We start from the raw sequence: 26,020 nt of genomic DNA, 5'->3' as shown, positions 1-26,020 counted from the left end.
CGTCGCAGATGCCAGGTTGCAATCGGTAATAGATAAATGGCGCCTGCAACTTTTTACATAAAAGTGATCAGATGGGTGAGTCGATGGCGTAACATTTGTGGCCCGCGGCCTCTGGCGTGGGACTTTTCAGGGTTAAGGTAAGGGTTATGAACATGAAGAATTTGAGTCTGCCACTGGTTGCACTCACTTTTCTGGTATTGGCCGGTTGCGCGACGCAAACCGTGGTGACGCTGCAAAATGGCACACAGTATTTGACCAAGGACACCCCAAAAACCAAGACTGCCGACGGTTTCTACGAATTCACCGACATTGCCGGCAAACGCATCCGTGTCAAAGCCGACGACGTAGCCACCGTGCGCAAGGAAGATTAGGCAACGCAGGTCAAATGTGGGAGCTGGCTTGCCTGCGATAGCGGTATCTCAGATACATAGCCGCTGCATGACACTCCGCCATCGCGGGCAAGCCCGCTCCCACAGTGAATTGCATTCCAGCCTCCCGGCTGATGTCCATCTCCCGCAAAAAAACCACCGCTACAACCGCGGCCCAAACGCCTCATCTACCTTCGCTAAATCAGTATCCCGCAGATTCCCCGCGTAATAATGCAACTTGGTCCAAGCCATCAAATAGTCATACCGCGCCTGCGCCAGGTCACGCCGGGTGCTGTACAACTGCTGCTCAGCGTTCAGCGCATCAAGGTTGACCCGCTCCCCCCCGAGGATGCTCTGCTTGGTCGACACCACCAGCGCTTCGGCTGACACCAACGCCTTCTGGTACGCTCGCAACTTGCTCACCCCCGACAGACACGCACTGAACTGGCGACGCAGCTCGATCAGGGTTTCGCGGGTCTTGCCCTCCAGCTCGTACTCGGCCTGCTCCATGGCGCGGCTGGCCTGGCGGGTGGACGCCGAGATACCGCCACCGGCATACAGCGCCAGGCTGACTTCGACGCCGATGGTGTTGGTGTCATAGCGTTGGTTGTAGGTATTGCCGCTGTCGGACTCCTGCTGGCGCGAACTGGCGTACGCCGTGACCTTGGGCAAATGCCCGGCGCGGTTGCGTTCCACCTCATAACGCGCCACTTCCAGGGCCTGGCGCTGGGACGCCAGCGTGGGGTTGTTGCTGATCGCCAGTTCATGCCAGGTGTCATAGTTGGCCGGGGTCAAGGTGAACGCGACAAAACCCTGGTTCAAAGGGGCCAGGTCATTGATGTTGACGCTTTGCACGCCGATCAATGCACCCAGCTCGCGCAAGGACGCGTCCTGCTCATCCATCGCCTGGATTTCTTCGGCGGTGGCCAGTTCGTAGCGCGACTCGGCTTCCAGAATGTCCGTGCGAGTACCCTCGCCCTGCTGGAACAGGTGCTGGTTTTGCTGGAACTGCTGCTCGAAGGCCCTCTTCTTGGCGCGGGCGATGTCGATCTGGTCCTGGGCAAACAACGCCTCGGTGTAATACGTCAGCACGCGCACCAGCAGCGCCTGGCTCTTGTCGCGAAAGCTTTCATCGGCGAACAGCGCCTGGGCCACGCCTTTACGGTAGTTGGCGTAGGCCTCGTAGTCGAGCAGCGGCTGTTGCAGGCTGAAGGTAGAACCGTAGCTGTTGTAGTTGCGGTCGTCGTGATAACTGCCGCCGCGCCCGTCCGGCAAGGTGGCCTGGGAGTTATTGCGGCCCTTGTTGTAGTTGTACGACAGTTTGGGCAACAAGCCCGCACGGCCAATGGCGCGATTCTCCAGGCCGGCGTCACGCTCCTTGATAGCGCCGAGGAACACCGGGTCGTTACGCAAGGCCTGTTCGTACACATCGAACGGGCCCATGGCGGCCTGGGCGTTGGCGCAGGTCAACAGCAAGGCGATAAACACAGCTTTCATGTCTATTCCTCGGTCAACGCGGAGCCGGCGCGGTCGAGCAGCGGCTTGAACAGGTAATTGAGCAACGAGCGCTCGCCGGTACGCACGAACATCTCGGCGGGCATGCCTGGCTTGATCACCAACCCGTGGAGTTTTTCCAGTGCCGCGTCGCTGACCGTGGAGCGCAGCACGTAATACGGCGCGCCAGTTTTTTCATCGAGCATCTGGTCGGCGGAGATCAGGCTGACCTCGCCCGGCACACGCGGTGTGCGGCTCTGGTTGAAAGCGGTGAACAGGATGTCGACCGGCAGGTGCGTTCCCACTTTGTCCACCAGGTGCACCGGCAAGTGCCCTTCCACTTCCAGGCGCGTGTCCTGGGGCACGATCTCCAGCAAGGTCTCGCCGGCGCGCACCACGGCGCCGACGGTGTGCACGCCAAGGTTGACCGCGATGCCATCCGCCGGGGCGTTGATTTCGCTGTGTTGCAGGTCGAACCCGGCTGAGGTGAGTTGCTGTTCCAGGGTCAGGCTGCGCAGTTGTGCGTCGGCCAATTGGCTGCGCACTTCCTTCTGGTATTCCTCGCTGTGCTGCTGCAATTTCAGGCGCGATTCGAGGATGCCCTGCTCCACGCGTCCACTTTCGCCGGTGTTCTGCGCCAAGTCCTGTTGCACTTGGGACAACTGCCGCTGGTACTCCATCAGCCGGTTGCGCGGGATGTAACCGTTGTCGGCCAACGGTTGCAGGTTGCCGAGTTGCTCGCGCAAGGATTGGGCCTGCGCCGTCAGGTCGCTGCGGGCACGGCGCATGCCGTTCAGTTGCGCAGTGGCACCTTCAATATTGGCGCGGATACCGGCCTGTTCGCGGGCAAACGCTTCGCGACGGCTGCTGAACAGTTGGCGCTGGCCTTCCAGTACCAGCGCCAGGGCTGGGTCGGGATTGGCGCCCAACTCGGCAGGAAAGGTAATGCGGGTTTGGTTGTCACGCTCGCTCTGCCAACGCGCCACGCTGGCCCAGGCCATGCGGTACTGGGCTTGCAGTGACTGCACGTCGGCCTGGTGCTGGGTCTGGTCGAGGCGAAACAGCGGTTGGCCTTGTTTAACCGTTTCACCCTCCTTCACCAGAATCTGGCTGACCACACCAGGGCTGAGGGTTTGCACAGCTTTGCGCTTGCCGGATACCACCACCGTGCCCTGTACAGGAATGCCCTGGTCCAACGGGGCCAGGCTGGCCCACAGGAAAAATCCGCCGGCACCGACTACCGTCAGCAACCAACCCATTCGGGCGAAGAACCCGGCGTCGCGCTCTTTGAAACGCGGTTCAAAAGTGATGCTGCTCATGCGCCTGGATTCCTTCCGGCCTGGTACTGACGACTGAAACTGACGCCGGTTTTTTCCTTCGGTGCTTCCTGCTGACCCGACAACGCCCGCAGCACCTCCTGGCTCGGCCCGAACGCCTGCAAATGCCCTTCACTGAGCACCAGCAGCTTATCGGCCTGGGCCAGCGCCGAAGAGCGATGGGTCACCAGCACCACGCTGCTGCCCTGGGCTTTCATCTGCACGATGGCGCTGGCCAGGGCGGCTTCGCCGACGGTGTCGAGGTTGGAGTTGGGCTCATCCAGCACGATCAGACGCGGCCCGCCATACAGCGCGCGGGCCAGCGCCACCCGTTGTTTCTGGCCGCCGGACAGGCCACCGCCGTTGTCGCCCAAAACGGTGTCGTAGCCCTGGGGCAACCGCAGGATCAGTTCATGCACGCCCGCCTGCTGCGCGGCGCGCACCACTGATTCGGGATCAGCTTCGCGAAAGCGCGCGATGTTGTCGGCGATGCTGCCGCTGAACAGTTCGATGTCCTGGGGCAAGTAGCCGATGTGCGGCCCCAGGTCGTTGCGGTCCCAGCGATGAATATCCGCGCCATCCAGGCGCACGGTGCCGGCCAGCGTCGGCCATACCCCCACCAATACACGCGCCAGGGTGGATTTGCCAGAGCCCGATGCGCCGAGCACACCGAGCACTTCACCGGCGCCCAAGTTGAAGCTGACCTGCTGCAAGGTCGCCACACGCTTTCCGGGCGGGCCCGCACTGACCTGTTCGAAACTGATTTGGCCGAGCGGCGTCGGCAATTTCATCTGCTCCACTTGCGGAGGAAACTCGCGCAGCAACTCATCCAGCCGCTGGTAGGCCAGCTTGGCCGAACTCCACTGCTTCCACACCGCAATCAACTGGTCGATGGGGCTGAGCACCCGGCCCATCAGGATCGAACCGGCAATCATCATCCCGGCGGTCATATCGCCTCTGATCACCAGTAAAGCGCCGAGCCCCAGCACCAGCGATTGCAGGCACAGGCGCAGGGACTTGCTCAATGACGTGACCACCGAACCGGTATCACTGGCCTTGTTCTGCTGGCCAAGGAACCGCGAATGCACAGCAAACCAGCGTTTGCGCAGCGCGCCGAGCATGCCCATGGCCTGAATGGTCTCGGCATTGTGCAAGTGGCTGGTGGCCAGTTGCGTGGATTGCTGGGAGTAACCGCTGGCCTCCCCCAACGGCTTTTTGGTCAGGTATTCATTCAGGCATGCCAAGCCGATCAGCAGCGCGGCACCGGCGGTGGCCAACACGCCAAGCCACACGTTGAACAGGAAGATCACGAACAGATAAATGGGAAACCACGGCGCATCGAAAAATGCGAACAACGCAGGGCCCGTGATGAACTGACGAATATGGGTCAAGTCGCCCAAGGATTGCCCGGCATGCCCCTGGCCACGTTGCAGGTTGCGTTCAAACGCGGCCTTGTAGACGCGCAAGTTGAAACGCCGCTCCAGTTGGCTACCGATCCGGATCACGATAAAACTGCGGATCACCTCAAGCAGGCCGATAAACGCAAAAAAACCTACGACCATCAGCGTCAACATCACCAGGGTGGTTTCATTCTGGGAGGACAGCACACGGTCATACACTTGCAGCATGTAAATCGACGGCACCAGCATCAACAGGTTAATCAATGCAGTGAAACAGCCAACACTGATCAAGATGCTCTTGTATTCACCCAGCGCCTTGAATAACGGCGCGACGGCATGGGACTTAGCCATGGTGTCTGATCTTCCCTGAACCAAATTGCGCGCGATAGTTGCCTTTGCCCCGACGCACAGGGCGGCCAACTAATAAAATCAAGTTATAAACACATAACAATAACTAAGGTGTGCGTTGCAGGACAACTTCCAGCCCACTGGGCGTGCGACCTTTATATTCGCCCTCTGTCTGGCGGTTCAGGTGGGTAATCCCGCTGCCCTCGGCATTCATCAGCCAAATTCCGTCCGGTGTTGGCGACCAGCTCAGGGGCTTGTCGCCCAGCCACTGCTCGACACACGCCACGTCGCCGCCCAAGGCATTGGCCTGCTCCAGCAGGTCCAGCGCGCACACCCGATCCTGCTGGTGCAACTGCCAATGGCCGGCCAACTGGGCGGTGGTAGGTAATACAAGACTGCTCGCCATTGCGTGGGCTCCTGCCGACACGAACATCACCTGCAACACGCAGGCGATCAATTTGAAAAAACGCTGCATCGCTATGCTCCCTCCGTAAAGCGCGACGCCGAAGCGCCGCGCCCGTGCATCACGCTACGATGTCGCTGACCGCAGCCTGGCCGACGGTGGTGACGAGGAAGTCCGCCACGCCGTGCCCGGTGAAGTCCACTGCCAAGGTGCCCAGGTTGGTACCTGCGGCGTAGGTCAGCACAGCATCGCCGGCATGCCCGGTGAAGGCATTGACGAAGGTCAGGCCTGCACCTTTGGTAATGCCGGACAGGTCGATCTTGTCCGAACCCGAGGCAAAGTCAAAGATCTTGTCCGCAGCCCCTGGCTTGGAGTCGGAACTGGCACCGAACACAAAGGTGTCGTTGCCGGCGCCGCCCCACAGCTGGTCCGCACCGCCGCCGCCGTAAATGAGGTCGTTGCCGGCCCCGCCCTTGATTACGTTGGCGGCGTTGTTACCGATGATCAGGTCGTTGCCCGCGCCACCGAACGCGTTCTCGAGGGTCACGCCCTTGGCGATGGACACGTTGCCCACCAAGCCACCCACGTCCGAGAACGAAGCCTCATTGAGGTTGATCTTCTGGTTCTGAGTGAAACCGGAGAAGTCCAGGGTGTCATTGCCACCACCGTCCCACACCGAGAACACCAGCTTGTCGGCATTGGACGAAGCGCTGAGGAAATCACGCCCGGTGTTGGAGTTGAAACCGTAGGTAGTGTCGCCGGCACGGGTGTTGTAGTTGGCGCCGTAGAGCTTCTGGATCGCGGCAATGTCGTCGATCAACGGCCCGGACGCGTAAGCCTCGACGCCGCCTTTGCTGAAGTTCTGGTTAGTGTTGCTCTCGCTCCAGTAGCTCATCAGGCTGTAGCCGCGCGTGTCCTGTCCATAGGTCGCGTCGTTGTAGGTCGGGTTGCCATTCCCGGCGTTGTAGTCGCCAGGGTGAGCCAGGCCCAGGGTGTGGCCGATTTCGTGGGTCAGGGTTTGCCGGCCGTAGTTGTTCAGGTCCGGGGTCTTGTTGGGCGTGTAGCTGTTGTTGGTCAGGTACCACGAGGTGCCGTCGTAGCCTGCGCCGGTGCCGGGCAAGTAGGCGAAGGCCGCCGCGCCGTCCTGGCCGCTGCTGTAGTTGCCGAAGGTCATGTGGCCGTCACCGCCGGTGGCTTTCTCGGTGAAGGTGATGTTGGCCACGTCCGCCCAGGATTGCATGGCCAGTGCGGCCTGTGCTTTCTGCTGGGTGTTGAACTGACTGAAACCCGAGATGCCATGTTTGTTCATGGTGCTCGAAGAGGCCGAGGTGAGGAAGGTGTAGGTCAGGTCGATCTTGCCGTTGCCGTCAAAGTCCCGGTACGCGGCGCCGTCGCGCAGCAGCTGGGTGGCTGCCTGGTCAACGGTGTAGGAGGGTTTGCCATTGACCGTGAGGTTGCCGCCACGGTCGTACAAATGGCTGAAGCTATCGATTTGCGAGTAAGCGGTACTGGCTTGGGCCGCCGACACGATAGCCTTGTCTTTTACTTTTGACATAAACGTACTTCCTTGTTTGCAAGTGCATCAGTCTTTGATCGATAGGAACCCCGCGGGCGAGATCGTCCTATCACTCGCCTCTTTTGAAGGCGTCACGAAACTGACACAACTTGAAATCTTTCGTCTAGCTCTTTTCCAGCGTTAAAAATCAGCCTGCCTTCAACCCAACTAAGTTCAGTGCCGTGTTTATTGGACAGCCTTGGTTTTGTCCGACAAAAAACAGCGCGCAGTTATTTAAATATTAAATAGCGCTAACGCCGCACACGTTGAGCGACGCTGTTAATTAAAGGATCCACTAGATTGCCAGGGTGTCATTGGCAACATTAAACAGCCATTACTTGTATTAATAACGTCGCGTGTCCCCTATTGCCGGGACATACTCCACCCCGTCTTGCGTAGTACTGCCAGCAATGTATCGCCACTCAGGCCAGGCACCAGGACGCCGTCATCAGTCACCATGTCCTCGCCTGCCAGGAGCGCATTGATGATCGCCTCTTCCACCGCCTCTGCCGCCGCGCTGAACAGCGGCGAAATATGGTCATTGTTGACCATCTGCAGCGTGCTGCTGAACGGCAGGCCTTTGCGCCCATAATCCGCCGCTGGTAAATCCCGGTTACCCGTGGAAAACGCCAGGAACAGGTCACCGCTGGAGTCCTCGGTGCCGCCGCCGGTACGCGCGATGCCGATGGACGCGCGCTGCGCCAGTCGCTGGCATTGGTGCGGCAACAGCGGCGCGTCGGTGGCCAGGATCACCACGATCGAGCCCATGCCCGGCGTGCCTTGCTCGGCAAACGGCGAAGAAATCTCCATCAACTGGCGCCCCACCGGGTAGCCATCTACCCGCAGTTCCTGGCGTTTGCCATGGTTGGCCTGCACCAGCACGCCGACGGTCCAACCGCCCTGCTCCGCCGGCAAACGCCGCGAGGCTGTGCCGATGCCGCCCTTGAATTCATGGCAGATCATTCCGGTGCCGCCGCCGACTGCACCTTCCTGCACTGGGCCGGTTTCGGCGTTGTCCACGGCTTCACGTACGTGCTCAGGGCCGACATGCTGGCCCCAGATATCGTTGAGCAAGCCGTCATAGGTTTCCATCACCACCGGCATGCACCAGTACACCGCTGGGTCCGCCAGACGTTCGCGTTCCAGGGCAATCAGGCTGTCGCGCACAATGCCGATGCTGTGTGTGTTGGTGATGGCCAGCGGCGTGGTCAACAGCCCCGCTTCGCTGACCCACTCAAGGCCAGTGGCATCACCATTGCCATTGAGCACGTGGTACCCGGCAAAGCACGGTTGCTGCCGTGCCTCCCCGGCGCGCGGCTGGATCACGCTGACGCCGGTACGCACGTGCTTGCCGTCGATACGCGTGTTGAGCGTGCTGTGGCCAACCCGAACCCCGGGCACATCGGTGATCGCGTTCCACTCACCGGGCGTGCCCAGCCCCAACGTGATACCCAATTGACGTGCGCGCATAACCACTCCTTACAATTTCTGGAAGACCGGACTCGACCGGCCACTGATGCAATACAGAATCACTGACAGTGCCAGCAAACCGATGATGATCATGATGTCGCGGATCGAGGCTGCCGCCACCAGGGTGACCAACAGATAGCCCGCACCCAGCACCGCGAGCAACGCCGGCAGCGGCCAGAGCGGCATGCGATAGGGATGCTCGCGATCACGTAGCAGCACGCGGCTCATCAACGCACTCAACGCCACCACCAGGTACACCAGCATGATCAGCAACACACTGAAGGATGTCAGGTCGGCCAGGTTGGAGCTGAAACTCAGCAGCGCCGATGGGATCGCCAGGAACAGCGTAGCCAACCAGGGCGAATCCCAGCGCGGGTGAATGCGCGTAAAGAGCTTGTTGATGCCTGGCGTCCACAGCGCATCGCGCCCGCTGCTGAACACCACGCGGCCAATCTGGATCACGATGGCGACAATCGCGTTGAACACCGACAGGAAGATCCCGGCGCTGACCAGGCGCGACAAGGTTTCATTGCCATGGCTGGTCAACAGGTAGCCGATGGGGTCCGGGCTGCTGATCATCTCACTGAGCGACGGCGCACCCATCAACAGTGCGGTGATCGGCACCAACTCGATGATCACCACCAGCCCCAAGGACCACAGCACCGCCTTGTGCACGCCCTTGCCGCCGCACTTCATGTCCTCGGCCAACAACACCGCCGGGCCGTAACCGTTGTAGGAGAACAGGCCGATGCCCACCGCGCCAATCACCAGGGCCCAGGGCGCCAAGTGCAGCACGCCGTTTTCGACAATTTGCGGGTGGAACAGCACGCTGGCCGGCTGCACGGGGTTACCGAAGCCAATCACCACGATCACCAGCAACGCCGCGATTTCCAACAGCAGGCAGGTGCCGGTGATCCAGGCATTCAGCTTGATATTGAGGATGCCCAGCGCGTAACTGCACACCACGATCACCAGGGCGACGGTTTGGGAATCGAACGTCGTACCCAGAGCGTTATTCAGGTAAGTCGCCGCGCCCGTAGCGAGCACCGGCGGGATGAACAGCAACATCACCAACACGGTCAAGAACGTCGCATAGCCCGCCATGCCACCGAACACGCGCTTGGCGTACACATATTCACCTCCAGCGCTGTTGTGGGCACGGCCCAGTTCGGCGTAGCAAAAGGCGAACATCAGCGCGAGCAACCCGGCCATCACAAAGGCCAGGAACACGCCACTGCCGGCTTGCTGGATGGCAAACGGCGCGATCACAAACACGGAACTGGCCGGTGTCACCGCTGATACGGTGATGGCGACCACATCGAAGACACTCAAGGTGGGTTTCAACACGCCGTCGGGCGCGGGGGAAGTGCTCATATCGTTATCCTCTGTCGTTGTTCTTGGTGTGAGGCAGAAACGAAAAATGATGTTTTTTCGGGATATCTTTCCCGTTGAATGATCACGAACATAAACACTGCGTTTATGTCAGCCAATTCCCCTATTGGCGTACTCCCCTTGACGCCACCCGGCAAAAGCCAAACCCTTGGCCGATCTTTTGCTGGCGGGAGCCATTGATATGAGCCTGTTTCGCGAAGTCGGCATGCACGCAGGCTTGGGCCGCACCGTCGCGCACATCGGCACCGAACGCTTTTGGAAACAGTTGGTGCTGTTGTTGCACCAGTGCCTGCCCTTCGATAACGCCCTGGCGATCTTCTACCCCTTGGATAGCCCGCCCCAGGCCCTGGAGGAATACGACGCCCAGCCCAGCAGCAAACCCGCCTCGATGCTGGTGTACCTCAACGGCTTGTATTTGCTCGATCCGTTTTACCAGGCGTGTCGCGAGGGTTACGCCAGCGGCGTGTACCGCCTGGAAGAAGTGGCACCGGACCATTTTCGCCAGAGTGAATACTTCCTCAATTACTTCCACGACAACGTGCTGGAAGACGAGGTGCAATTCATTCTGCAATTGCCGGGCGCGGGGACGTTGTCGCTGTCGTTGGGCATGCAGCGACGGTTCAGTTTTGAGCAAACCGGGCTGATGACGACGGTGGCGGCCTGGGTACTGCCGTTGATGCAGCAGCACTGGCAGCAAAGCACCCAGCGGGCGCCAGCGATGGACAGCCAGATCCGGGATGCGTTGAGCCAGTTCGGTTGCGGCGTGCTGTCAGACCGCGAACTGGAAATCGCCCGCCTGGTGCTGCGCGGGTTTTCCTCCAAGGCCATGGCCGAACGCCTGAAGATATCGCCGGACACGGTGAAGGTGCACCGTCGGCATTTGTACGCCAAGCTGGATATCTCGTCACAGCCGGAGCTGTTTTCGTTGTTTATCCAGTCGTTGGGGCATGATTTAGAAAACCCGTGACCCCGGACGTACGCGGTCAAAAATGTGGGAGCGGCGGCGTTGCGCTTATTTACCAGTACGAATGGTATTCCACACCCGCGTACGCACCCGGTCGATATTCAGCGGCATCGCTTCCAGCGCAAACAACTTGCCCATCATGTCCGGGCTTGGGTACACCTTGGTATCCGCCTTGATCGCCGGGTCTACCAGGCTGTCTGCCGCCGCGTTAATGTTGAGCGTCCGTAGTTATTCCATTTTTTGATAAAAAAATGCCTCTCCAGCTTCTTGCAACGCTAGAGAGGCACATGACTCAATAAAAATAACGCGCTACCTATTCACATGAATAGATAAAAACAGGATTAGTTTGTCCCGGTTAGATTAAATTTTAAATCTACAGAATAGGACTTTTTGTCGTCAATGCCGCTGGCAACAATAGTACCTTGAATATTATTAGACGCATCGTCCCTCTTGAGTTCGACAGTACCCGAGGTCAAGCGGATCGGCGGCCTGCCTCCGAGCGCCCCACCGCAGCCGGGACTGGACAGTAGAACACTCACCAACTTCAGGTCCCCCAGGATGAGTTTGCCACCCTGCGTATTTTGGTCGCCCACGGCAACTTGCACACATATCGACTCTGTCGAGGTGTCCTGAGTGCCAAAGAAGCGAAGGGCCATACTCTCAGTATCGTACTCATAATTGATGTCACGGCGAACGGAGGTTGCGGAAAACGAATTTTTCACACCGTCCAAGGTGACATTCCCAGTCATTGTTCCAGTTGTCATGATTCAATACTCCAAGGCTAAGTTATACCGCGAAGTCATTGAACCACTGCTACTGCCCTCCAGGTACTGTCAACTATGACAGTCTAGTCAACGGTCTTTTAATAGCCATTGAATCTATTCGCGACCTTGTCACGACTCTACCGATATTGAGTCACCGTTTGCCCGGGCACAAACGGCGACTGCCACGGTGATAACACTGATCGATATTAACCGTTCACTTTCCAGAGAAGAGCACTCAGCGCCCGGTACGAATGGTATTCCACACCCGCGTACGCACCCGGTCGATATTCAGCGGCATCGCTTCCAGTGCAAACAACTTGCCCATCATGTCCGGGCTTGGGTACACCTTGGTATCTGCCTTGATTGCCGGGTCTACCAGGCTGTCTGCCGCCGCGTTACCGTTGGCGTAGTGCACGTAGTTGGTGATGCTGGCCATCACTTCCGGGCGCAGCAGGTAGTTCATGAACGCGTAACCGGCTTTTTCGTTCGGGGCGTCGACGGGCATGGCGACCATGTCGAACCAGATCGCAGCACCTTCCTTGGGAATGTTGTAGCCGATATTCACGCCGCTCTTGGCTTCCTTGGCACGGCTTTCCGCCTGCAGGATGTCGCCGGAGAAGCCGACCGCCACGCAGATATCGCCGTTGGCCAGGTCGGCGGTGTATTTCGAGGAATGGAAGTACGCCACATAAGGCCGCACTTTCATCAGCAGCGCTTCAGCCTTCTTGTAGTCTTCGGCTTTCTTGCTGTGGTGCGGCAATCCCAAGTAATTAAGCGCGGCCGGCAGCAGTTCCGGGCCGTTGTCGAGGATCGCCACCCCGCATTTCTGCAGCTTGGCCATGTTCTCCGGCTTGAAGATCAAGTCCCAGGAATCCACCGGCGCGTTGTCGCCCAGCACGGCCTTGACCTTGTCGATGTTGTAGCCAATGCCGGTGCTGCCCCATAGGTACGGAAAGCCATGGGCATTGCCCGGGTCATTGTTTTCCAAGGCCTTGAGCAGCACCGGATTAAGGTTTTTCCAGTTGGGCAACTGGCTCTTGTCGAGCTTCTTCAGCGCGCCGCCCTGGATCTGCCGGGCCATGAAATGGTTGGACGGGAACACCACGTCGTAGCCGGATTTACCGGTCATCAACTTGCCGTCGAGGGTTTCATTGCTGTCGTACACGTCGTAAGTGAAACCGATGCCGGTTTCTTTCTGGAAGTTCTTGGTGGTGTCCGGCGCGATGTAGTCCGACCAGTTGTAGATCTTCACCGTCTCCGCGGCCTGGCTGATAGAGGCCACCAACATCAAGGGCAACAGGGCAATGGCTTTCATGGTTCGATTTCCTGGCGGTTTTAGGGCTGTTGTTATGGCAGGCGATCAAGGATCAAAGCGTTACAGAATCAATACGTAAGTCTTGCGCACGGTTTCCTGGATATCCCAGATACCTGTGCTGTTGGCCGGCAACATCAGTGCATCACCGGCGTTTATATGGACGATTTCACCGTTGTCAGGGGTGAAGGTGCAGCGGCCCTGGATAAAGTGGCAAAACTCCTGGGATTTGATCTGTCGACGCCACACGCCCGGGGTGCATTCCCAGATGCCGGTTTCGACGCCGTCGTTGCGCTCAACGCTGAGGGTCGACGCGACGGCGATGGGCTCGCCCAAGGGCACGGCCACCGGTGACGAGTCCGGCAAATGGGCATTCAGCGCGTCTTTGAATTGAGTGATGCTCATGGGTTTTCCCGTGTGAGTGAATCGACTTAGTGCATGAAGCCTTCCATGAACCCCGCCACGCCGGTCGCCAGCTTGCGGCGCCAAGGGGCGGTATTGGGGTTGGCCAACACCTGGTCTTCATGGACGAAACTGCGAATGATCGCGTTGTAGCCCAACCAGCGGCAGGGCTCGGGCTCCCAGGGCTTGAGCGCCTCCAGGCCACGCTCGCGGATCACCCAGGGTTGGTGGACCAACGGTGTGTCCCGGCCCAGGATCAGGTCGGCCAGCGTGCGGCCACCCAGGTTGGTGGCGCCGACGCCCTCCCCGCCATAACCGCCGGACAGCGCGATGCCGGTCTTGTGGTCGCAGAGCATGTGCGGACGGAAGTTGCGCGACATCCCCAGGTTTCCGCCCCAGGAATGGGTAATCCTGACGTTCTTGAGCTGTGGGAAAAGCTCACCGAACAGGTAGCGACGCAGCTCCACTTCGCTGTCGGTCAAATCGAAGTCGTGCCGCAGTTTGCCGGCGAACTGATAACCGCCCCGCGCGCCAAACACCAAACGGTTATCCGCCGTGCGCTGGCCGTAGGTGACTTGGCGGCTGCTTTCGCCGAAGGCTTGGCCATGGCTCAGGCCGATTTCGTCCCAGGTACTGGCCGGCAACGGCTCAGTGGCGACGATCAGGCTTTGCACCGGCAATTGGTAACGGCCCAGTGGCGGCAAGGTCGTGGCATAACCTTCTACCGCTGGCACCACCCAGGCCGCCCGAACAGCCGCCTTGGCGGTGCGCAGGCTACCGGACTGCCAGTGGGTGACCGGGGTGTTTTCGTAGATCGTCACGCCCATGCTTTCAACCACCCGCGCCAGACCGCGCACGAGCTTCGCGGGGTTGATGGTTGCGACGTGAGGCGCATAGATACCGCCATAGGGCTTGGCGATGCGGACCTGTTCAGCCAATTGTTGCGGGCTGAGCCAGCGGTAGTCGGCTTCGGTCAGGCCTTGGGCGTGGAGTTTGTCCAGGTAGCGGCGCAGGCTGCCTTCCTGCTCGGGGTAACGCGCAGCGCAGTACAGGGCGCCGCCCTTGCGGTAATCGCAGTCGATACCTTCACGCGCCAGCACCTGGGCCACTTCATCCGGGATGGCGTGTAACAGGTCAAAGGAGGCGCGGCGCTGTTCGGGATCAAGGCCGGCCAACAAACGGTCTTCACCCAGCAGGTTGCCCATCAGCCAACCGCCATTGCGACCGGAGGCGCCGAACCCGGCGGTTTGCGCCTCGATAATGGCGATGTTCAGCTCGGGGGCCTGGCGTTTCAGGTAATACGCGGTCCACAGCCCGGTGTAACCGGCGCCGATAATGGCCACGTTGACGTCCAGGTCATGCGCCAGCGCCGGCTGCGCTTGCAGCGGGTCGTCCAACTGGTCCATCCATAAACTGATGTTGCGCCATGCCGGCATGCCAGGTTCCCCTACCTCGTTTCGATAGGTGGATCCTAGAGCGCGCTGTCAGGGGCTGTCTTGCGCGCGTGCACGCAGGGAAATTTGTTTGACGTAGGCTTTGGGCGACTGGCCCGTGTGCTGGCGGAACGCGCTGTAAAACGCCGACAGCGAATTGAAACCGGCGGCAAACGCCAGGTCGTCGACCTTGATCGGCGGTACGGCGTCATCCAGCGCGGCCAGCAAATGCTGGAGCCTTGCCTGGTTGACGTAGCGGTAGAAGCTCTGCCCCAGCACCTGGTTCAGCAGGTAGGAAATCTGATTACGGCTGTAGCCACACTCCTTGGAAACCCGCTGCAGGTCCAGCTCCGGGTCCAGGTAGGGTTGCTTGCGCTCAAAATAGTGCTGCAGGTCATTGGCCATGTGCCCCAATTGCTGCGGCGACAGGCCCAGACGGCTGACCGAAGGCCGCGCGGCCTGGGCCGGCTGCTCATGCACCAGGGAAGCGTACTCGTGGACCCGCCAGATCAACCCATCCCGAACGGTGATGGCCTCGCTGGTGCGGAACGACACCAGCCCCTGGCCGCCGCGCAAGGTGATGCGGTACTGGATGAACGCAGTGTCACCCTCGGCGCGAATACGGTCGGTATGCTCAATCGCCTCGTCAGCCTCGCGTGGCATGCTGGCTTGCAGGTATTCGCGCAACTCAGCGAAACCGACGACACGGTTCTGGAAAAAATCGTGGTACTGGATGTCCGGGTGGTAGTAGGACATCACGCCCTCAAGATCCCGATGGCGCCAACACAGGTGGTGGCGCAACACCAGCTCACGTGTGACCTGGGATTGCTGGGTGTCATCGTCTGCAGCGATGTCTGGCATGGCAGGCTCGGCGGCGGGTAAACCGTGGAGAGTGCCGAATTTTGCGGGGGCCTTCAATGGTCAATTGGAACGTCTGACTAATGGCCTTTTGCCCAATTTCAAGTAGGACATGACCCACATCAAGCGACTGGAAAACAACTGCCGAACGGGGCAAAAAAAGTCACCTCGCAGTTGCGAACGAATGCTATTTTTAGTGCTTCAACGCCAAGACCAGTGAAGGACTTGGCCCTCCTGCGGCGAGCTAAAGGAAGCGCTCAATGAACAAGGTGGGCAATATGAGTAAAGTGACGTTCCCCAACGCCTGCCAGCTGATGCGCTGGCATTTTCATCCGATGGGTTTCGAGGGCAGCATGGACGCGCCCGGCAGCATGATCGTCCGCCTGTTCGACCGCGCCAGCGGCGAGACGCTGATAGCCATCGCCGGCATCCCCTGTGCAACGGTGATGAATGCGGCGGATGTGGAGCGGATTATCGAAGCGGTGGAGGATGAGCTGGAGTCGTTTGTGCCGCCGCAGTCATTGCGGGCCTGAACACATTCTTTCAGCCAGTGAAGATCAAAGGGTGGGAGCTGGCTTGCCTGCGATAGCGGTGTATCAGTCACTGCAAATGTCGACTGATTCATCGCCATCGCAGGCAAGCCAGCTCCCACATTAGGTATTTGCAAGCCTAACTGCGTTGATCGTCAAAAAACGCTTTCTTGCCGTCCACCCGCTCCGACGCCTTGGGCACATTCACCGCCTGGCCTTCGGGCTTTTCCACGTACCAATAGCAATGGCTTACAGCCCGGGTAATGCCCACGTAGGCCAAGCGCAGCACCTCGTCTTTTTGCGCATTGTCATACGGCTCGCTGTCACCGTCCTTACCCAGGCCCGCCATGCGGTACACCTGGTTCTTGTAAGGCGAGCTTGTGACATGCTGGCAATCCCCAAGCAGAAATACCGCATCAGCCTGCAAGCCTTTGGCACTGTGATAGGTCAGTTGCTTCAACCTGCGCATCGGCGACGGCAAGCTAGAATCCACGTTAACCACAGACTGAATATGTTCTTGAATCAAGAGCTTATCGCTACCTTTTCGATACAGCATCAACACCGAATCACCCTTCTGGTAGTGCTCCTGCAACACCCGCCCCAATGCCGCATCGTCCCGTTCCAGCACCTTGACCGGCTCCAACGCCTTGGGCGCGCCACTGGCCTTGGCCTTCTTGCCGGGGATCGCCGGCGCGGCACGCACAATATGCTCGGCCGCGTCGATGATGTGTTGATGACTGCGGTAGTTCTCGCCCAGCATCACGCGGGTGGTGGCCGGTGAAGGGAATTCGTTGTTGAACGCCATAAAGTATTTGGGCGAACTCCCGCGCCAACCGTAGATTGACTGCCAGTCGTCCCCCACGCACAGCAGCGATGAGCGCTGGGCGCCGCGCCCGACGTGCATGGCCGGGCCACGGCTGCGGATCTCGCGCAGGCTGGCGCGGATCCACGAGACAATTTGCGGCGAAACGTCCTGGAACTCATCGATCATTAAATGCGACAAGGGCCGCAACAGCGTATCGCTGAGCAGCTTGAGGTTTTCCGGCGTATTTTCGCCAAACAGCGAGAACATGCGGTTGTAGGTCATGATCGGTGGCGACTGGTCCAGCAGGTGATCTTCCAGGGCTTTCCAGAAGATGCTTAGGGCTTCGAAGAAAAAGCGGTCCGGGTCATCCTTGGCGAAGCTCATCTTCCCAACCGCAGTCGGTACGTCCAGGCCCAGGTTCTCGATGAACCCGGCAGCCATCACGAAACTGTCCAGCAACGGCGCCGAAGCCAATTCGCCTTTAACCTTGTAATCAAAGCCTGGCCCGGCAGTGGCATCACCGGCCAAGCTGCATAAAAGCCGCTTTGATGATTCATAACTATCGAGCCATATCAGAGGCTTACGGCAGAAAGCTTGAAACAGTGTGCGCTTAACGGCCCATTCTGCGCGCAGTGACAACTTTGCGTTGGGCCGGCTGAGCTGGGCGTTTTCCCGTGAATCAAAGCCCAGTACCACCCAAGCGTCTAGCTCGCGGATATAGCCATGGCAGTGAAATTGCGCGCCATTGATTTCCACAGTCTGCCGATTGGGCTCAATGCCTTTGATCGGCCAGGCGCCCGCACGGAACCACAGATCCTCGATGGCGTCGCAGAGTTCTTCATCGCGCTTGGCCGCCAACTCGGTCACGGCCATGCGCTTTTGCACATCCGGATGATCCCGTTCCAACTCTTTGAGCTGCAGCCCGTGGCGCGCGAGGGGCGCAATCAGCTCACGAAAACGCGCGTGCTGCCCGTGCAGCCGGTGATAGCAGGCATTCATCTGCTGGCGCTGGGCTTCGTTGATACGCAGGTCGAAGGGGTTGCTGTCAGCGTCTTCGACGCCCGAGTTCAGGTTCTCGAACGCTTGAAGGCGCTCAAAGCCCGGCAAGCTGCGCACCATCGGCAGGATGCGCGAGTGAAAGGTGCGCACCACGGCTTGAGCTTCTTTAATAACAAGGGGTTGGCCCCATAGGCTAAGAACTTCCATGAGCTTGTTGATGAAGTCTTTGCGCGACTCACGGGTGAAGGTCACCACCGTCATTGAGCTCAGCTCGAAGCCCAGGTAATGGGTGAGCAGCAAAATACGCAGTACCAAGGAGGTTGATTTGCCGGCACCGGCACCGGCAATCACCGAGGTGGACGGTGTATCGCTGAAAATCATCTTCCATTGCGCCGCGCTGGGCTGGGCGTGAGCCGGCAACAATCGCGCAACATCAGCTTTGATGCGCTTTTTCAACTCGGCGGTGAGCGGCAGGCGCCAGTCATCAAACAGACTGTCATCAACTCCCGGCGCACGGTGCTCGTCCGGGCGGAAGTCGCGAATCAGCAGCACTTGCCGACCTTCCTCGAGGCCATCAGCCTTGCCCTCGCGATAGCCATATTCCACACCCGCTTCATGCCCGCTGCGAAAACCGTCGGCCTGACCGTGCAGCCATGAATACCGGTGCTGGGCGCGCAGGCGAGTCAAACCATGGCCAAACAGGCGCGCGGCCAGGCGTTTCAACCAAGGCATTTCAGCCAGAGGGCGCAGTTCGGGGGGCAAATCAGGCGGTTGTTGCGACACGCGGACTCCTGCGGTGAACAAGGTGTTTACATAAGGCCCCATGGTCGCCGGAATCGACGCTCAGTTCCAGCCAATTGCTTTGCAGTCATGCAGTTAGGCGATGAACTGAAAGTCAAAACGCCACTAAGCAATCAAGTAATTCGATAGGAATCAGGCATTTTTTACGCTTTTTATTGATCATGAGCTGCAGGATCATAAGCGCATCCACAGGAGACGATCATGCTTGAACTTCGACCTTTCACTTCCTTGGGCGGCGCCCACCACGGCTGGCTCGATGCTCATCACCACTTTTCATTTGCCGAGTACCACGACCCCAACCGCATCCACTGGGGCAACCTGCGGGTGTGGAACGACGACATCATCGCGCCGGGGACCGGGTTCCCGCAGCACCCACACCGCGATATGGAAATCATCACCTATGTGCGTGAAGGTGCGATCAGCCATGCCGACAACCTCGGCAACAAAGGCCGCACCGAAGCGGGTGATGTACAGGTCATGAGTGCGGGCACCGGGATCGCTCACAGCGAGTACAACCTGGAAGATACGCCGACCAAGATTTTCCAGATCTGGATTATCCCGAATGAAGCCGGATTGCCGCCTTCCTGGGGAGCCAAGCCGTTTCCGAAAGGTGATCGCGAAGGATTTGTAACGCTGGCCAGTGGCAAGACCGGTGATAGCGAAAGCCTGCGTATTCGGGCGGATGCGCGGCTCGTTGCGGCGAATCTGAAGGCTGGGGAAAGCGCTGAATACCGGTTGGACAGCGGTCGACGCGCTTATCTGGTGCCTGCGACCGGAGTGATTGAGGTCAATGGTTTGCGTGCGCACGCTCGTGACGGCATTGCGGTAGAGGATGAGCAGGTTTTACGTGTTATCGCCATCGAAGACTGTGAAATTGTCTTGGTCGATCTGGCCTGACGCTGTCCAAATGTGGGAGCGGGCCTGCCCGCTCCCACATTGGGTTTTGTAAGTGTTACTCGGAGATGGCGCCGTCTACCAATACCTGCGCTTCTTCCACCAACTGTTTGAGGTGATCTTCGCCAATAAAGCTCTCGGCGTAGATCTTGTAAATGTCCTCAGTGCCCGATGGCCGTGCAGCAAACCAGCCGTTTTCGGTCATCACCTTCAAGCCGCCGATCGCCTGGTTGTTACCCGGTGCTTGGCTAAGGATCTGCTGAATGTGTTCCCCGGCCAATTCAGTCGACATCACTTGGTCCGGTGACAGCTTGCCGAGCAAGGCTTTCTGCGCCGGCGTGGCCTTGGCATCCACGCGAATCGCAAACGGCTCGCCCAGGGCGTCGGTCAGGCCGCGGTAGATCTGGCTTGGGTCCTGGCCTTTGCGCGAGGTCATCTCCGCGGCCAGCAGCGCCGGGATCAAACCGTCCTTGTCAGTGCTCCATACGCTGCCATCCTTGCGCAGGAACGAAGCGCCAGCGCTTTCTTCGCCGCCAAAGCCCAACGAACCGTCGAACAGTCCATCAGCAAACCACTTGAAGCCGACCGGCACTTCGTACAGGCGACGGCCAATACGTGCAGCCACGCGATCAATCAGGCCGCTGCTGACCACGGTCTTGCCCACGGCTGCGTCAGCGCGCCAGTCAGGACGGTTCTGGAACAGGTAATCGATGGACACTGCCAGGTAATTGTTCGGTGCCAACAGGCCACCGGACGGCGTGACGATGCCGTGGCGGTCGTGGTCCGGGTCGCAGGCGAAGGCCACATCAAAGCGATCCTTGAGACCGATCAGACCTTGCATCGCGTAGCTGGAGGACGGGTCCATGCGGATCTGACCGTCCCAGTCGACGCTCATGAAGCGGAAAGTCGAGTCGACTTCAGTGTTCACCACGTCCAGGTTCAGGCGGTAGTGCTCGGCAATCGCCGACCAGTAGCGCACCCCTGCTCCGCCCAGCGGGTCCACACCCAGGCGCAGATCGGCGCTGCGGATGGCGTCCATGTCGATCACATTGACCAGGTCAGCCACATAGCTGTTGAGGTAGTCATGGCGATGGGTGGTGTCGGCTTTGAGCGCCTGTGCATGGGTGATGCGCTTGACCCCGGCCAGTTTGTTGGCCAACAGTTCATTGGCCTTGGCTTCGATCCACTTGGTGACGTGCGTATCAGCCGGGCCGCCGTTGGGCGGGTTGTACTTATAGCCGCCGCTCTGCGGCGGATTGTGCGACGGCGTGATGACGATGCCGTCGGCCAGGCCGCTGGTGCGGCCACGGTTGTAGCAGATGATCGCGTGGGAGATTGCCGGGGTCGGCGTGTACTCATCGCCTTCGGCCAGCATCACGTGCACGCCATTGGCAGCCAGCACTTCCAGCGCGCTGGCACCGGCGGGCGTCGACAGCGCGTGGGTGTCGAGGCCGACAAACAATGGGCCGTTGATACCCTGGGCTTCACGATAGAGGCAGATGGCTTGGCTGATGGCGAGCACATGCCATTCGTTGAAGCTCAATTCGAATGAGCTGCCCCGGTGCCCGGAGGTCCCGAAAGCCACACGTTGGGTGGAGATTGCTGCATCAGGCTGGCCGGTGTAGTAGGCCGTAACCAGTCGCGGGATATCCACCAGCAACTGGGCTGGCGCCGGCTTGCCCGCAAAAGGACTGATTGTCATGCATAAACCTCGGAAAGAAGGATTTGGAAAAAATGGCAGTTTACTGAGAGTTGGACTGCTGCGCGACGTTATCGATCCTACAACAATAAGAGAAACTTCACGCAATCAACCGGTCTGTGCCTGATGCAGTGCGTCGCTTATAGCAGCCAGGGCGATATCCAGGTCGGGTTGACCGTGAAAGGCGTAGCTCAAGCGCAGGTTCTGTTGATGCAGGCCACTGACACTAAACAACTCGCCGGGCGCAATCACTACCTGCTGGGCGAGCAGGCGCTGGAACACCTGGCGCATATCCACAGGCTTTGTGGAGCCCAACCAAAACGTCGCCCCGGCAGTTGGCGCGCGGTAGGCCACTTGGTCTCCCAGATGCTGCTCCAGGCGGTGACGCATTTCCTCTGCCTGCTGGCGCAACTGCAGGTGCAGTGTGCGCAGGTGCTGGTCGATGCGCCCGCTTTGATAAAGACGGGCAATCGCGCGCTGGCGAATCGACGACAACCGAAAGGAACGCAGCAGGAACTGGCGCTGCAATTCACTGCTCTTGCGCCGAGACAGCAGATAACCATAAGGGGCTTCCGACCCAAGGACTTTCTCGAAAGAGGAAAACACCATCAGTCGCTCGGGGTTCACCAGTTCGCGCAAGGCTGCCTGCGGTTCTGTAAACCCCAATTCGCCATAGGTGTCGTTTTCCAACAGCCAGCAACCGTACTGATCGAGCATTTGCGCAACGGCCAGGCGGTCCTGGGTCGGCATAGCCACACCTGCCGGCAGGCTGACTGCCGACGACAGCAACACCAGGTGCACCGGCTCATCGCACAACAATTGGTCAAGAGTCACCAGGTCCAGACGCCCCTGCAGCGTCCAGGGCAACTCGATAATACGTACCCCGGCATCCTGGAGAAGGCGCAAGACCAGCCAGTCGCAGGGTGATTCCACAATTACCGTCGTCCCCCTCAGGCCCAAGACTTCGACGAGGATGTCCAGTACACCGCGCAGGTCGGCACCGATGTAGACGTCATCGGCATGCCAACAGCGAGTGGGCGAAGAGGTATAACGCGCCGCCAGCGCTGCGCGCAGTTCCCAGACACCGCAGGGCTGGGCCCAGGGTTGCAGATGTTGCGGGTATTGGCGTACCAACTCCCGCTCCAGGCGCAACAGGTTGCTATCCAGCGACACCAGCAACGCAGGTTCATCGCCACTGAGCACCACCATGCCCGGGCGGCGAGCCGCTGCGTAAAGCCGATCGAGCAGGTCGCCAGCGGCCCACGCCAGCGGGTTTGCCGACATAGGCCAGGCGTAATAGCCCGACTTGGCCACCGAATAGACCCTGCCCTCCTTCTCAAGCAGCGAGTAGGCGTACTGGACGGTCGAGATCGACACGTTCAGGCGCCCCGCCAATTGCCGCAGGGACGGCAGCTTTACCCGCGCGTCGGTACTGACGTCGTTAATCAGGTTGATCATGTAGCGGTAAACCGCCTGATACGCGAAATCCGCCCGCCGTTCGCCGCGCAGTATCATTGCCCGGACAATTGACAGGCCTGCGCGCTGTCATAGGCCGTGGCACCCGCACTGCGCAATTTGCCGCCCGCGTTGACCAACGGACGTTTGCGATAGAGGTGCTGCAGCAAGGGCATTGGCAAGCCGCTGGTGTCGGTGACCCATTGCTGCAACATCTCAGCGCACGGCTTGCCCTGCAGGACCTTGTGCAGCTCGGGCAAAGCAACCAGCATGCCGGGATGGCACTGGCGCAAATAGCCTTCCAGGCGTTCGCCATGATGGATAAACGGCGAAAACAGCAGGCAAATCAATTGAGTCTCGTCCAGGCCGAAGAACTGCTGGGCGTGAGTGCTCGACTGGCTGCGCCCTTCACGCGTCCCCGCCTGCGTGAGTAACGCTTCGGGCATGTTCATGCGACTCAAGAAGTGTGCTGCCTGTTGGATAAAGCCTTGCACCCCTTCTTCATAGCTCATATCTCGCAAGCATTGAGCCTGCAACCCACGCAGATGGGCCATCAGCAGCGGGATGGAATAGCTTGGATGGCTGAAATGAAACCCCAGCGGATCAGGGGCAAAGGCCATGAAGTCGGTGAGCATGGGCGAGGATGGGAGGTCTACGTTGTCCAGCAAATCGGCAACGCCGATGTAGGACAGGTTCCGGTGGCCGGTCTTGCTGGGGTTGTCACTGGCGACATAATGCTCCCCGTATGCATCACGGTAATAACCGGTACTCCATTCGTCCATACGTGCGAACAGACCGGTCAGCGACGACGGCCAGGCCTCAGGCATGGCTATGCCAGAGCCCACTGCCGTGTTCTTGAGCCAGGCAAGAAACTGTCTCTGCTTGCGCGGAGAGTCTGCGCTGACCAGTGCGTGCACCCCGCCATTCCAAGCGGTAACGCGCTGGTAAAAATCCCCCAATGCCAGGTAGGTGTCACTGCACACCGTGGCGCGGCAATCACCGGAACTCAGATGGCCGACAATCAACCTGTTGCGTTGGCTGCTTTCTCGCCCAACGACAGAGGCGGGTCGCAGGTGGTTGAAGAGCAATACTTCCTGGTTATCCACCATCAGTAACTCAACCCTTGGATCATCGTGCAGAAACAGGCGGCCATAGCCTTGATCGAGGCTGTCGAGCCTGCCCTCGGTCATGCCCGCATGCCGCAATGTCGCCACCCTCAAGTGAAAGGTACGCGGGGCGCGGCCAGCGATGGTCAACTGCGCGGCACGCAACAACGCCAAGGTGTAGCTGCTCACTTCGCCACCACCATGCGCCACCAACACCTTGTAACCGCCCACTTGCTCCATGCCGCCGGCTGCCACGACGATTCGCTGGACCAGCAATTGGAGTGCCGTGCGTTCTGCGCGAGTAAAGTGCCCGATCAACCGCTGCAGAACTTGTTGGTAAACATAGTTCATAGCTTGTTCGTGAATAGTTCTCATCGTTTTACTACCTGAGTTGAAATATTAGTTTCAAGCAACTGCTGACAGTGTTTGCTCGACCGATTGCGTCTGTAAGAAATTCGCGCACAGCCTTGTACGCCGATGACTAGACACTAGCACCGTGCAACACAACGACACGAGTATCCGAGGGCAAAGCCCAAGACCTGCAAGCGCGTAAACCTCTGGATCTATTGGGCCAAAACAAATCCGATCACAGTCCTAGGAACTTTCCGACAAGCTCTTACACACCGTTAACCGACTATTAAAGGAACTGTCCGACACGCGCGCCAACCAACTTCCCCACTCATGGGCACGAAACTTTTCATGAGCGCACCTATTTCCCTCATGCCATGTGAACGCCGCGACATTAGTTTCAGGCGCTCGCAACAGTAGTGTCAGATATTCAATCATTGCTCAGTCCTTGAGATGAAAGTGAAGACGCAATTATCAGTGCTGGAATAATGATTAATAGATACAGAACCCTGGCGAAAACCAGTGCAGATGAGCAACCGCCAGCCCAAACTCACGCGCACACAAAGACGCCGCACTGGAATTCAGGGCGGCGTCAGCGAAAAAGTCAGGATTCAGGGGTTAAAGTGCCAGCAGGCACCTGAAGGGGGGATACAGTTTAAGCCCTGTCAAATGGCGCATTTGCCCCATGCGCCAAGTGCCAGGAAGACGCGTTTGAGAACCTTCCTACGTACTAAACAGCTTCAACCTGCAACGCAACACGCTCGCGGCACGGGCATTCGTCCATGTATCGGTGCGCTTCCACGAACTGATTGAACGGGAACACGGTGGTTTTCAACGGCACCAGCACGCGGTCGGCTGTCAGTTGGTTGATATCGCGCAACGCCCGTTGCAAGGCTACGTGGTCCTGAATGATGCCCAGCTCCGGTTTGCCAGTGAAGTTACCGATGCAGTGCACAAAAAACTGAATGTTCTTCTGGAACGCCGCGCACGCCGGGAAGGGCGTCTGGTTACCGCCCTGCAACCCATACAGCACCAAGCTGCCACGGGGTGCCAGTACGTCACCGAGCAAGGACATCTGCGGGCCACCCAAACCGTCGAACACCACGTCGACACCGCGGTTGTCGGTGAACTTGTTGATTTGCATCAGCAGGTCTTGCTCTTCGGTGACGATGACCTTTTCCGCACCGAGCGACAGCAGATACTCACGCTCCGCGCTGTCCTTGGTAGCGGCAATCACCCGCACCCCAAGGGCCTTGCCCAGCTGTACAAAGGACGGACCGGCGCAGTGGCTGGCGTCAGTCACCAAGGCAAATTGCCCGGGCTTGACCCGTGCCAAGTCCACGTAGGCGAAGTAGGCGATCAACAGCGGCGTGTAGTGCACACTCGCTTCAATAGGGCTCAAGAGATCCGGGTACCGGGTCAGGGCCGAACGGGGCAGGACGATCTGCTCACCATACACCGGGTAGTCATTGGGGCTCTCGGCCGGAAAACTGGCGACTTTATCGCCCACTGCGAAGTCATCCACGCCATCGCCTACGGCGACCACCACCCCGGCCATTTCATGGCCAAGACCGGACGGTAATCTTGCATGGGAAGACGCCAGGTTCTGGCGCCACAAAATGTCATACCAACTGATGCCAATCGCTTCGACACGCACCTGCACTTCGCCGGGTGCGGGCTGCGCGGCTGCATGCTCTTCGCATTTGAGCACCTCGGCCGGACCAAACTTGTGAAAACGGATCGTGCGGGACATCGCAAACCTCGTCAAAGTAACCTCTAATGCCATGAACTCTATCTGGGCTTTACGGGTAAGGCCACCGGTCGCCATTAATAGTCGACATGTCTGTCATTGATTCAGCGTCTGAGGAATAGACCTCAGCTCTTGTAAGAAAACTCAATTTTCC

21 protein-coding genes and 1 pseudogene are annotated in these 26,020 nt (G+C 59.2%); 4 read left to right on the top strand and 18 right to left on the bottom strand.

Annotated elements, in window-relative coordinates; translation table 11 throughout:
- The first annotated feature begins 146 nt into the window (after window positions 1–146).
- Window positions 147–371, top strand: coding sequence for a YgdI/YgdR family lipoprotein (locus AACY30_RS18435; RefSeq protein WP_339457037.1), 225 nt, complete (start codon window positions 147–149; stop codon window positions 369–371).
- A gap of 159 nt (window positions 372–530) precedes the next feature.
- On the opposite strand, the gene AACY30_RS18430 is transcribed toward AACY30_RS18435, so the two are convergent.
- The 7 genes from AACY30_RS18430 to AACY30_RS18400 all read right to left on the bottom strand — a co-directional run bounded on the left by AACY30_RS18430 (window position 531) and on the right by AACY30_RS18400 (window position 9,728).
- Window positions 531–1,865: a TolC family outer membrane protein gene (locus tag AACY30_RS18430; RefSeq protein ID WP_339469958.1), complete on the bottom strand. Its 1,335-nt coding sequence runs from the start codon at window positions 1,863–1,865 to the stop codon at window positions 531–533.
- A gap of 2 nt (window positions 1,866–1,867) precedes the next feature.
- A complete protein-coding gene (locus AACY30_RS18425; RefSeq protein ID WP_339437246.1) occupies window positions 1,868–3,181 on the bottom strand; it encodes an HlyD family type I secretion periplasmic adaptor subunit in 1,314 nt (437 codons plus the stop codon).
- Window positions 3,178–4,929: a type I secretion system permease/ATPase gene (locus tag AACY30_RS18420; RefSeq protein ID WP_339540896.1), complete on the bottom strand. Its 1,752-nt coding sequence runs from the start codon at window positions 4,927–4,929 to the stop codon at window positions 3,178–3,180. The genes AACY30_RS18425 and AACY30_RS18420 overlap by 4 nt, the downstream gene beginning before the upstream one ends.
- A gap of 103 nt (window positions 4,930–5,032) precedes the next feature.
- Window positions 5,033–5,401, bottom strand: coding sequence for an AprI/Inh family metalloprotease inhibitor (locus AACY30_RS18415; protein ID WP_339420180.1), 369 nt, complete (start codon window positions 5,399–5,401; stop codon window positions 5,033–5,035).
- A 49-nt stretch (window positions 5,402–5,450) separates the two neighbouring features.
- Window positions 5,451–6,884, bottom strand: coding sequence for a serralysin family metalloprotease (locus AACY30_RS18410; RefSeq protein ID WP_339469961.1), 1,434 nt, complete (start codon window positions 6,882–6,884; stop codon window positions 5,451–5,453).
- A gap of 363 nt (window positions 6,885–7,247) precedes the next feature.
- Complete coding sequence (locus AACY30_RS18405; RefSeq protein WP_339540895.1) at window positions 7,248–8,354, bottom strand: DmpA family aminopeptidase; 1,107 nt, start codon at window positions 8,352–8,354, stop codon at window positions 7,248–7,250.
- A 9-nt stretch (window positions 8,355–8,363) separates the two neighbouring features.
- Window positions 8,364–9,728, bottom strand: coding sequence for an APC family permease (locus AACY30_RS18400; RefSeq protein ID WP_339540894.1), 1,365 nt, complete (start codon window positions 9,726–9,728; stop codon window positions 8,364–8,366).
- Between the two features lie 199 nt (window positions 9,729–9,927).
- Between AACY30_RS18400 and AACY30_RS18395 the strand changes: the two genes are divergently transcribed.
- Window positions 9,928–10,713 (top strand): helix-turn-helix transcriptional regulator, encoded by a 786-nt coding sequence (locus tag AACY30_RS18395; protein WP_339540893.1) that lies wholly within the window; start codon window positions 9,928–9,930, stop codon window positions 10,711–10,713.
- A 45-nt stretch (window positions 10,714–10,758) separates the two neighbouring features.
- Here AACY30_RS18395 and AACY30_RS18390 read toward each other — a convergent pair.
- From AACY30_RS18390 to AACY30_RS18365, 6 genes and pseudogenes are all read right to left on the bottom strand, one after another.
- Window positions 10,759–10,926: pseudogene (locus tag AACY30_RS18390) on the bottom strand (spermidine/putrescine ABC transporter substrate-binding protein PotF); the annotation flags it as partial.
- Between the two features lie 125 nt (window positions 10,927–11,051).
- On the bottom strand, window positions 11,052–11,474 hold the full coding sequence (locus AACY30_RS18385; RefSeq protein ID WP_339540892.1) for a hypothetical protein: 423 nt from the start codon (window positions 11,472–11,474) through the stop codon (window positions 11,052–11,054).
- 235 nt (window positions 11,475–11,709) lie between these two features.
- Complete coding sequence (locus tag AACY30_RS18380) at window positions 11,710–12,789, bottom strand: polyamine ABC transporter substrate-binding protein (protein WP_339469967.1); 1,080 nt, start codon at window positions 12,787–12,789, stop codon at window positions 11,710–11,712.
- A gap of 60 nt (window positions 12,790–12,849) precedes the next feature.
- Complete coding sequence (locus tag AACY30_RS18375) at window positions 12,850–13,191, bottom strand: cupin domain-containing protein (RefSeq protein ID WP_049708379.1); 342 nt, start codon at window positions 13,189–13,191, stop codon at window positions 12,850–12,852.
- A 26-nt stretch (window positions 13,192–13,217) separates the two neighbouring features.
- Window positions 13,218–14,624, bottom strand: coding sequence for an NAD(P)/FAD-dependent oxidoreductase (locus tag AACY30_RS18370; RefSeq protein WP_339469971.1), 1,407 nt, complete (start codon window positions 14,622–14,624; stop codon window positions 13,218–13,220).
- Window positions 14,625–14,672: 48 nt separating this feature from the next.
- A complete protein-coding gene (locus tag AACY30_RS18365) occupies window positions 14,673–15,482 on the bottom strand; it encodes a helix-turn-helix transcriptional regulator (protein WP_339540891.1) in 810 nt (269 codons plus the stop codon).
- A 257-nt stretch (window positions 15,483–15,739) separates the two neighbouring features.
- Here AACY30_RS18365 and AACY30_RS18360 point away from each other — a divergent pair, with 257 nt between their 5' ends.
- Complete coding sequence (locus AACY30_RS18360; protein ID WP_339540890.1) at window positions 15,740–16,012, top strand: DUF1652 domain-containing protein; 273 nt, start codon at window positions 15,740–15,742, stop codon at window positions 16,010–16,012.
- A 136-nt stretch (window positions 16,013–16,148) separates the two neighbouring features.
- On the opposite strand, the gene AACY30_RS18355 is transcribed toward AACY30_RS18360, so the two are convergent.
- Window positions 16,149–18,596 (bottom strand): UvrD-helicase domain-containing protein, encoded by a 2,448-nt coding sequence (locus AACY30_RS18355; protein WP_339540889.1) that lies wholly within the window; start codon window positions 18,594–18,596, stop codon window positions 16,149–16,151.
- A gap of 219 nt (window positions 18,597–18,815) precedes the next feature.
- Here AACY30_RS18355 and AACY30_RS18350 point away from each other — a divergent pair, with 219 nt between their 5' ends.
- Window positions 18,816–19,511, top strand: coding sequence for a pirin family protein (locus tag AACY30_RS18350; protein ID WP_339469974.1), 696 nt, complete (start codon window positions 18,816–18,818; stop codon window positions 19,509–19,511).
- Window positions 19,512–19,566: 55 nt separating this feature from the next.
- Here the strand turns inward: AACY30_RS18350 and pgm are convergent, their stop codons facing one another.
- The 4 genes from pgm to AACY30_RS18330 form a co-directional block, all read right to left on the bottom strand.
- Window positions 19,567–21,210, bottom strand: a complete 1,644-nt coding sequence (gene pgm, locus AACY30_RS18345) for a phosphoglucomutase (alpha-D-glucose-1,6-bisphosphate-dependent) (RefSeq protein WP_339540888.1) — start codon at window positions 21,208–21,210, stop codon at window positions 19,567–19,569.
- A 105-nt stretch (window positions 21,211–21,315) separates the two neighbouring features.
- The gene (locus tag AACY30_RS18340) at window positions 21,316–22,722 is read right to left on the bottom strand and encodes an aminotransferase-like domain-containing protein (protein WP_339540887.1); all 1,407 of its coding nucleotides are present in this window, start codon (window positions 22,720–22,722) and stop codon (window positions 21,316–21,318) included.
- The gene (locus tag AACY30_RS18335; protein ID WP_339540886.1) at window positions 22,719–24,143 is read right to left on the bottom strand and encodes a hypothetical protein; all 1,425 of its coding nucleotides are present in this window, start codon (window positions 24,141–24,143) and stop codon (window positions 22,719–22,721) included. The genes AACY30_RS18340 and AACY30_RS18335 overlap by 4 nt, the downstream gene beginning before the upstream one ends.
- Window positions 24,144–24,846: 703 nt before the next feature.
- A complete protein-coding gene (locus AACY30_RS18330; RefSeq protein WP_339420163.1) occupies window positions 24,847–25,869 on the bottom strand; it encodes a zinc-dependent alcohol dehydrogenase family protein in 1,023 nt (340 codons plus the stop codon).
- Window positions 25,870–26,020 lie beyond the last annotated feature (151 nt).

Source organism: Pseudomonas sp. RA_5y_Pfl1_P24, assembly GCF_963970945.1.
GTDB classification, from domain to species: Bacteria; Pseudomonadota; Gammaproteobacteria; order Pseudomonadales; family Pseudomonadaceae; genus Aquipseudomonas; species Aquipseudomonas tritici.
The sequence above is the reverse complement of the archived record's forward strand: the minus strand, read 5'-3'. Positions and strand labels throughout refer to the sequence as shown.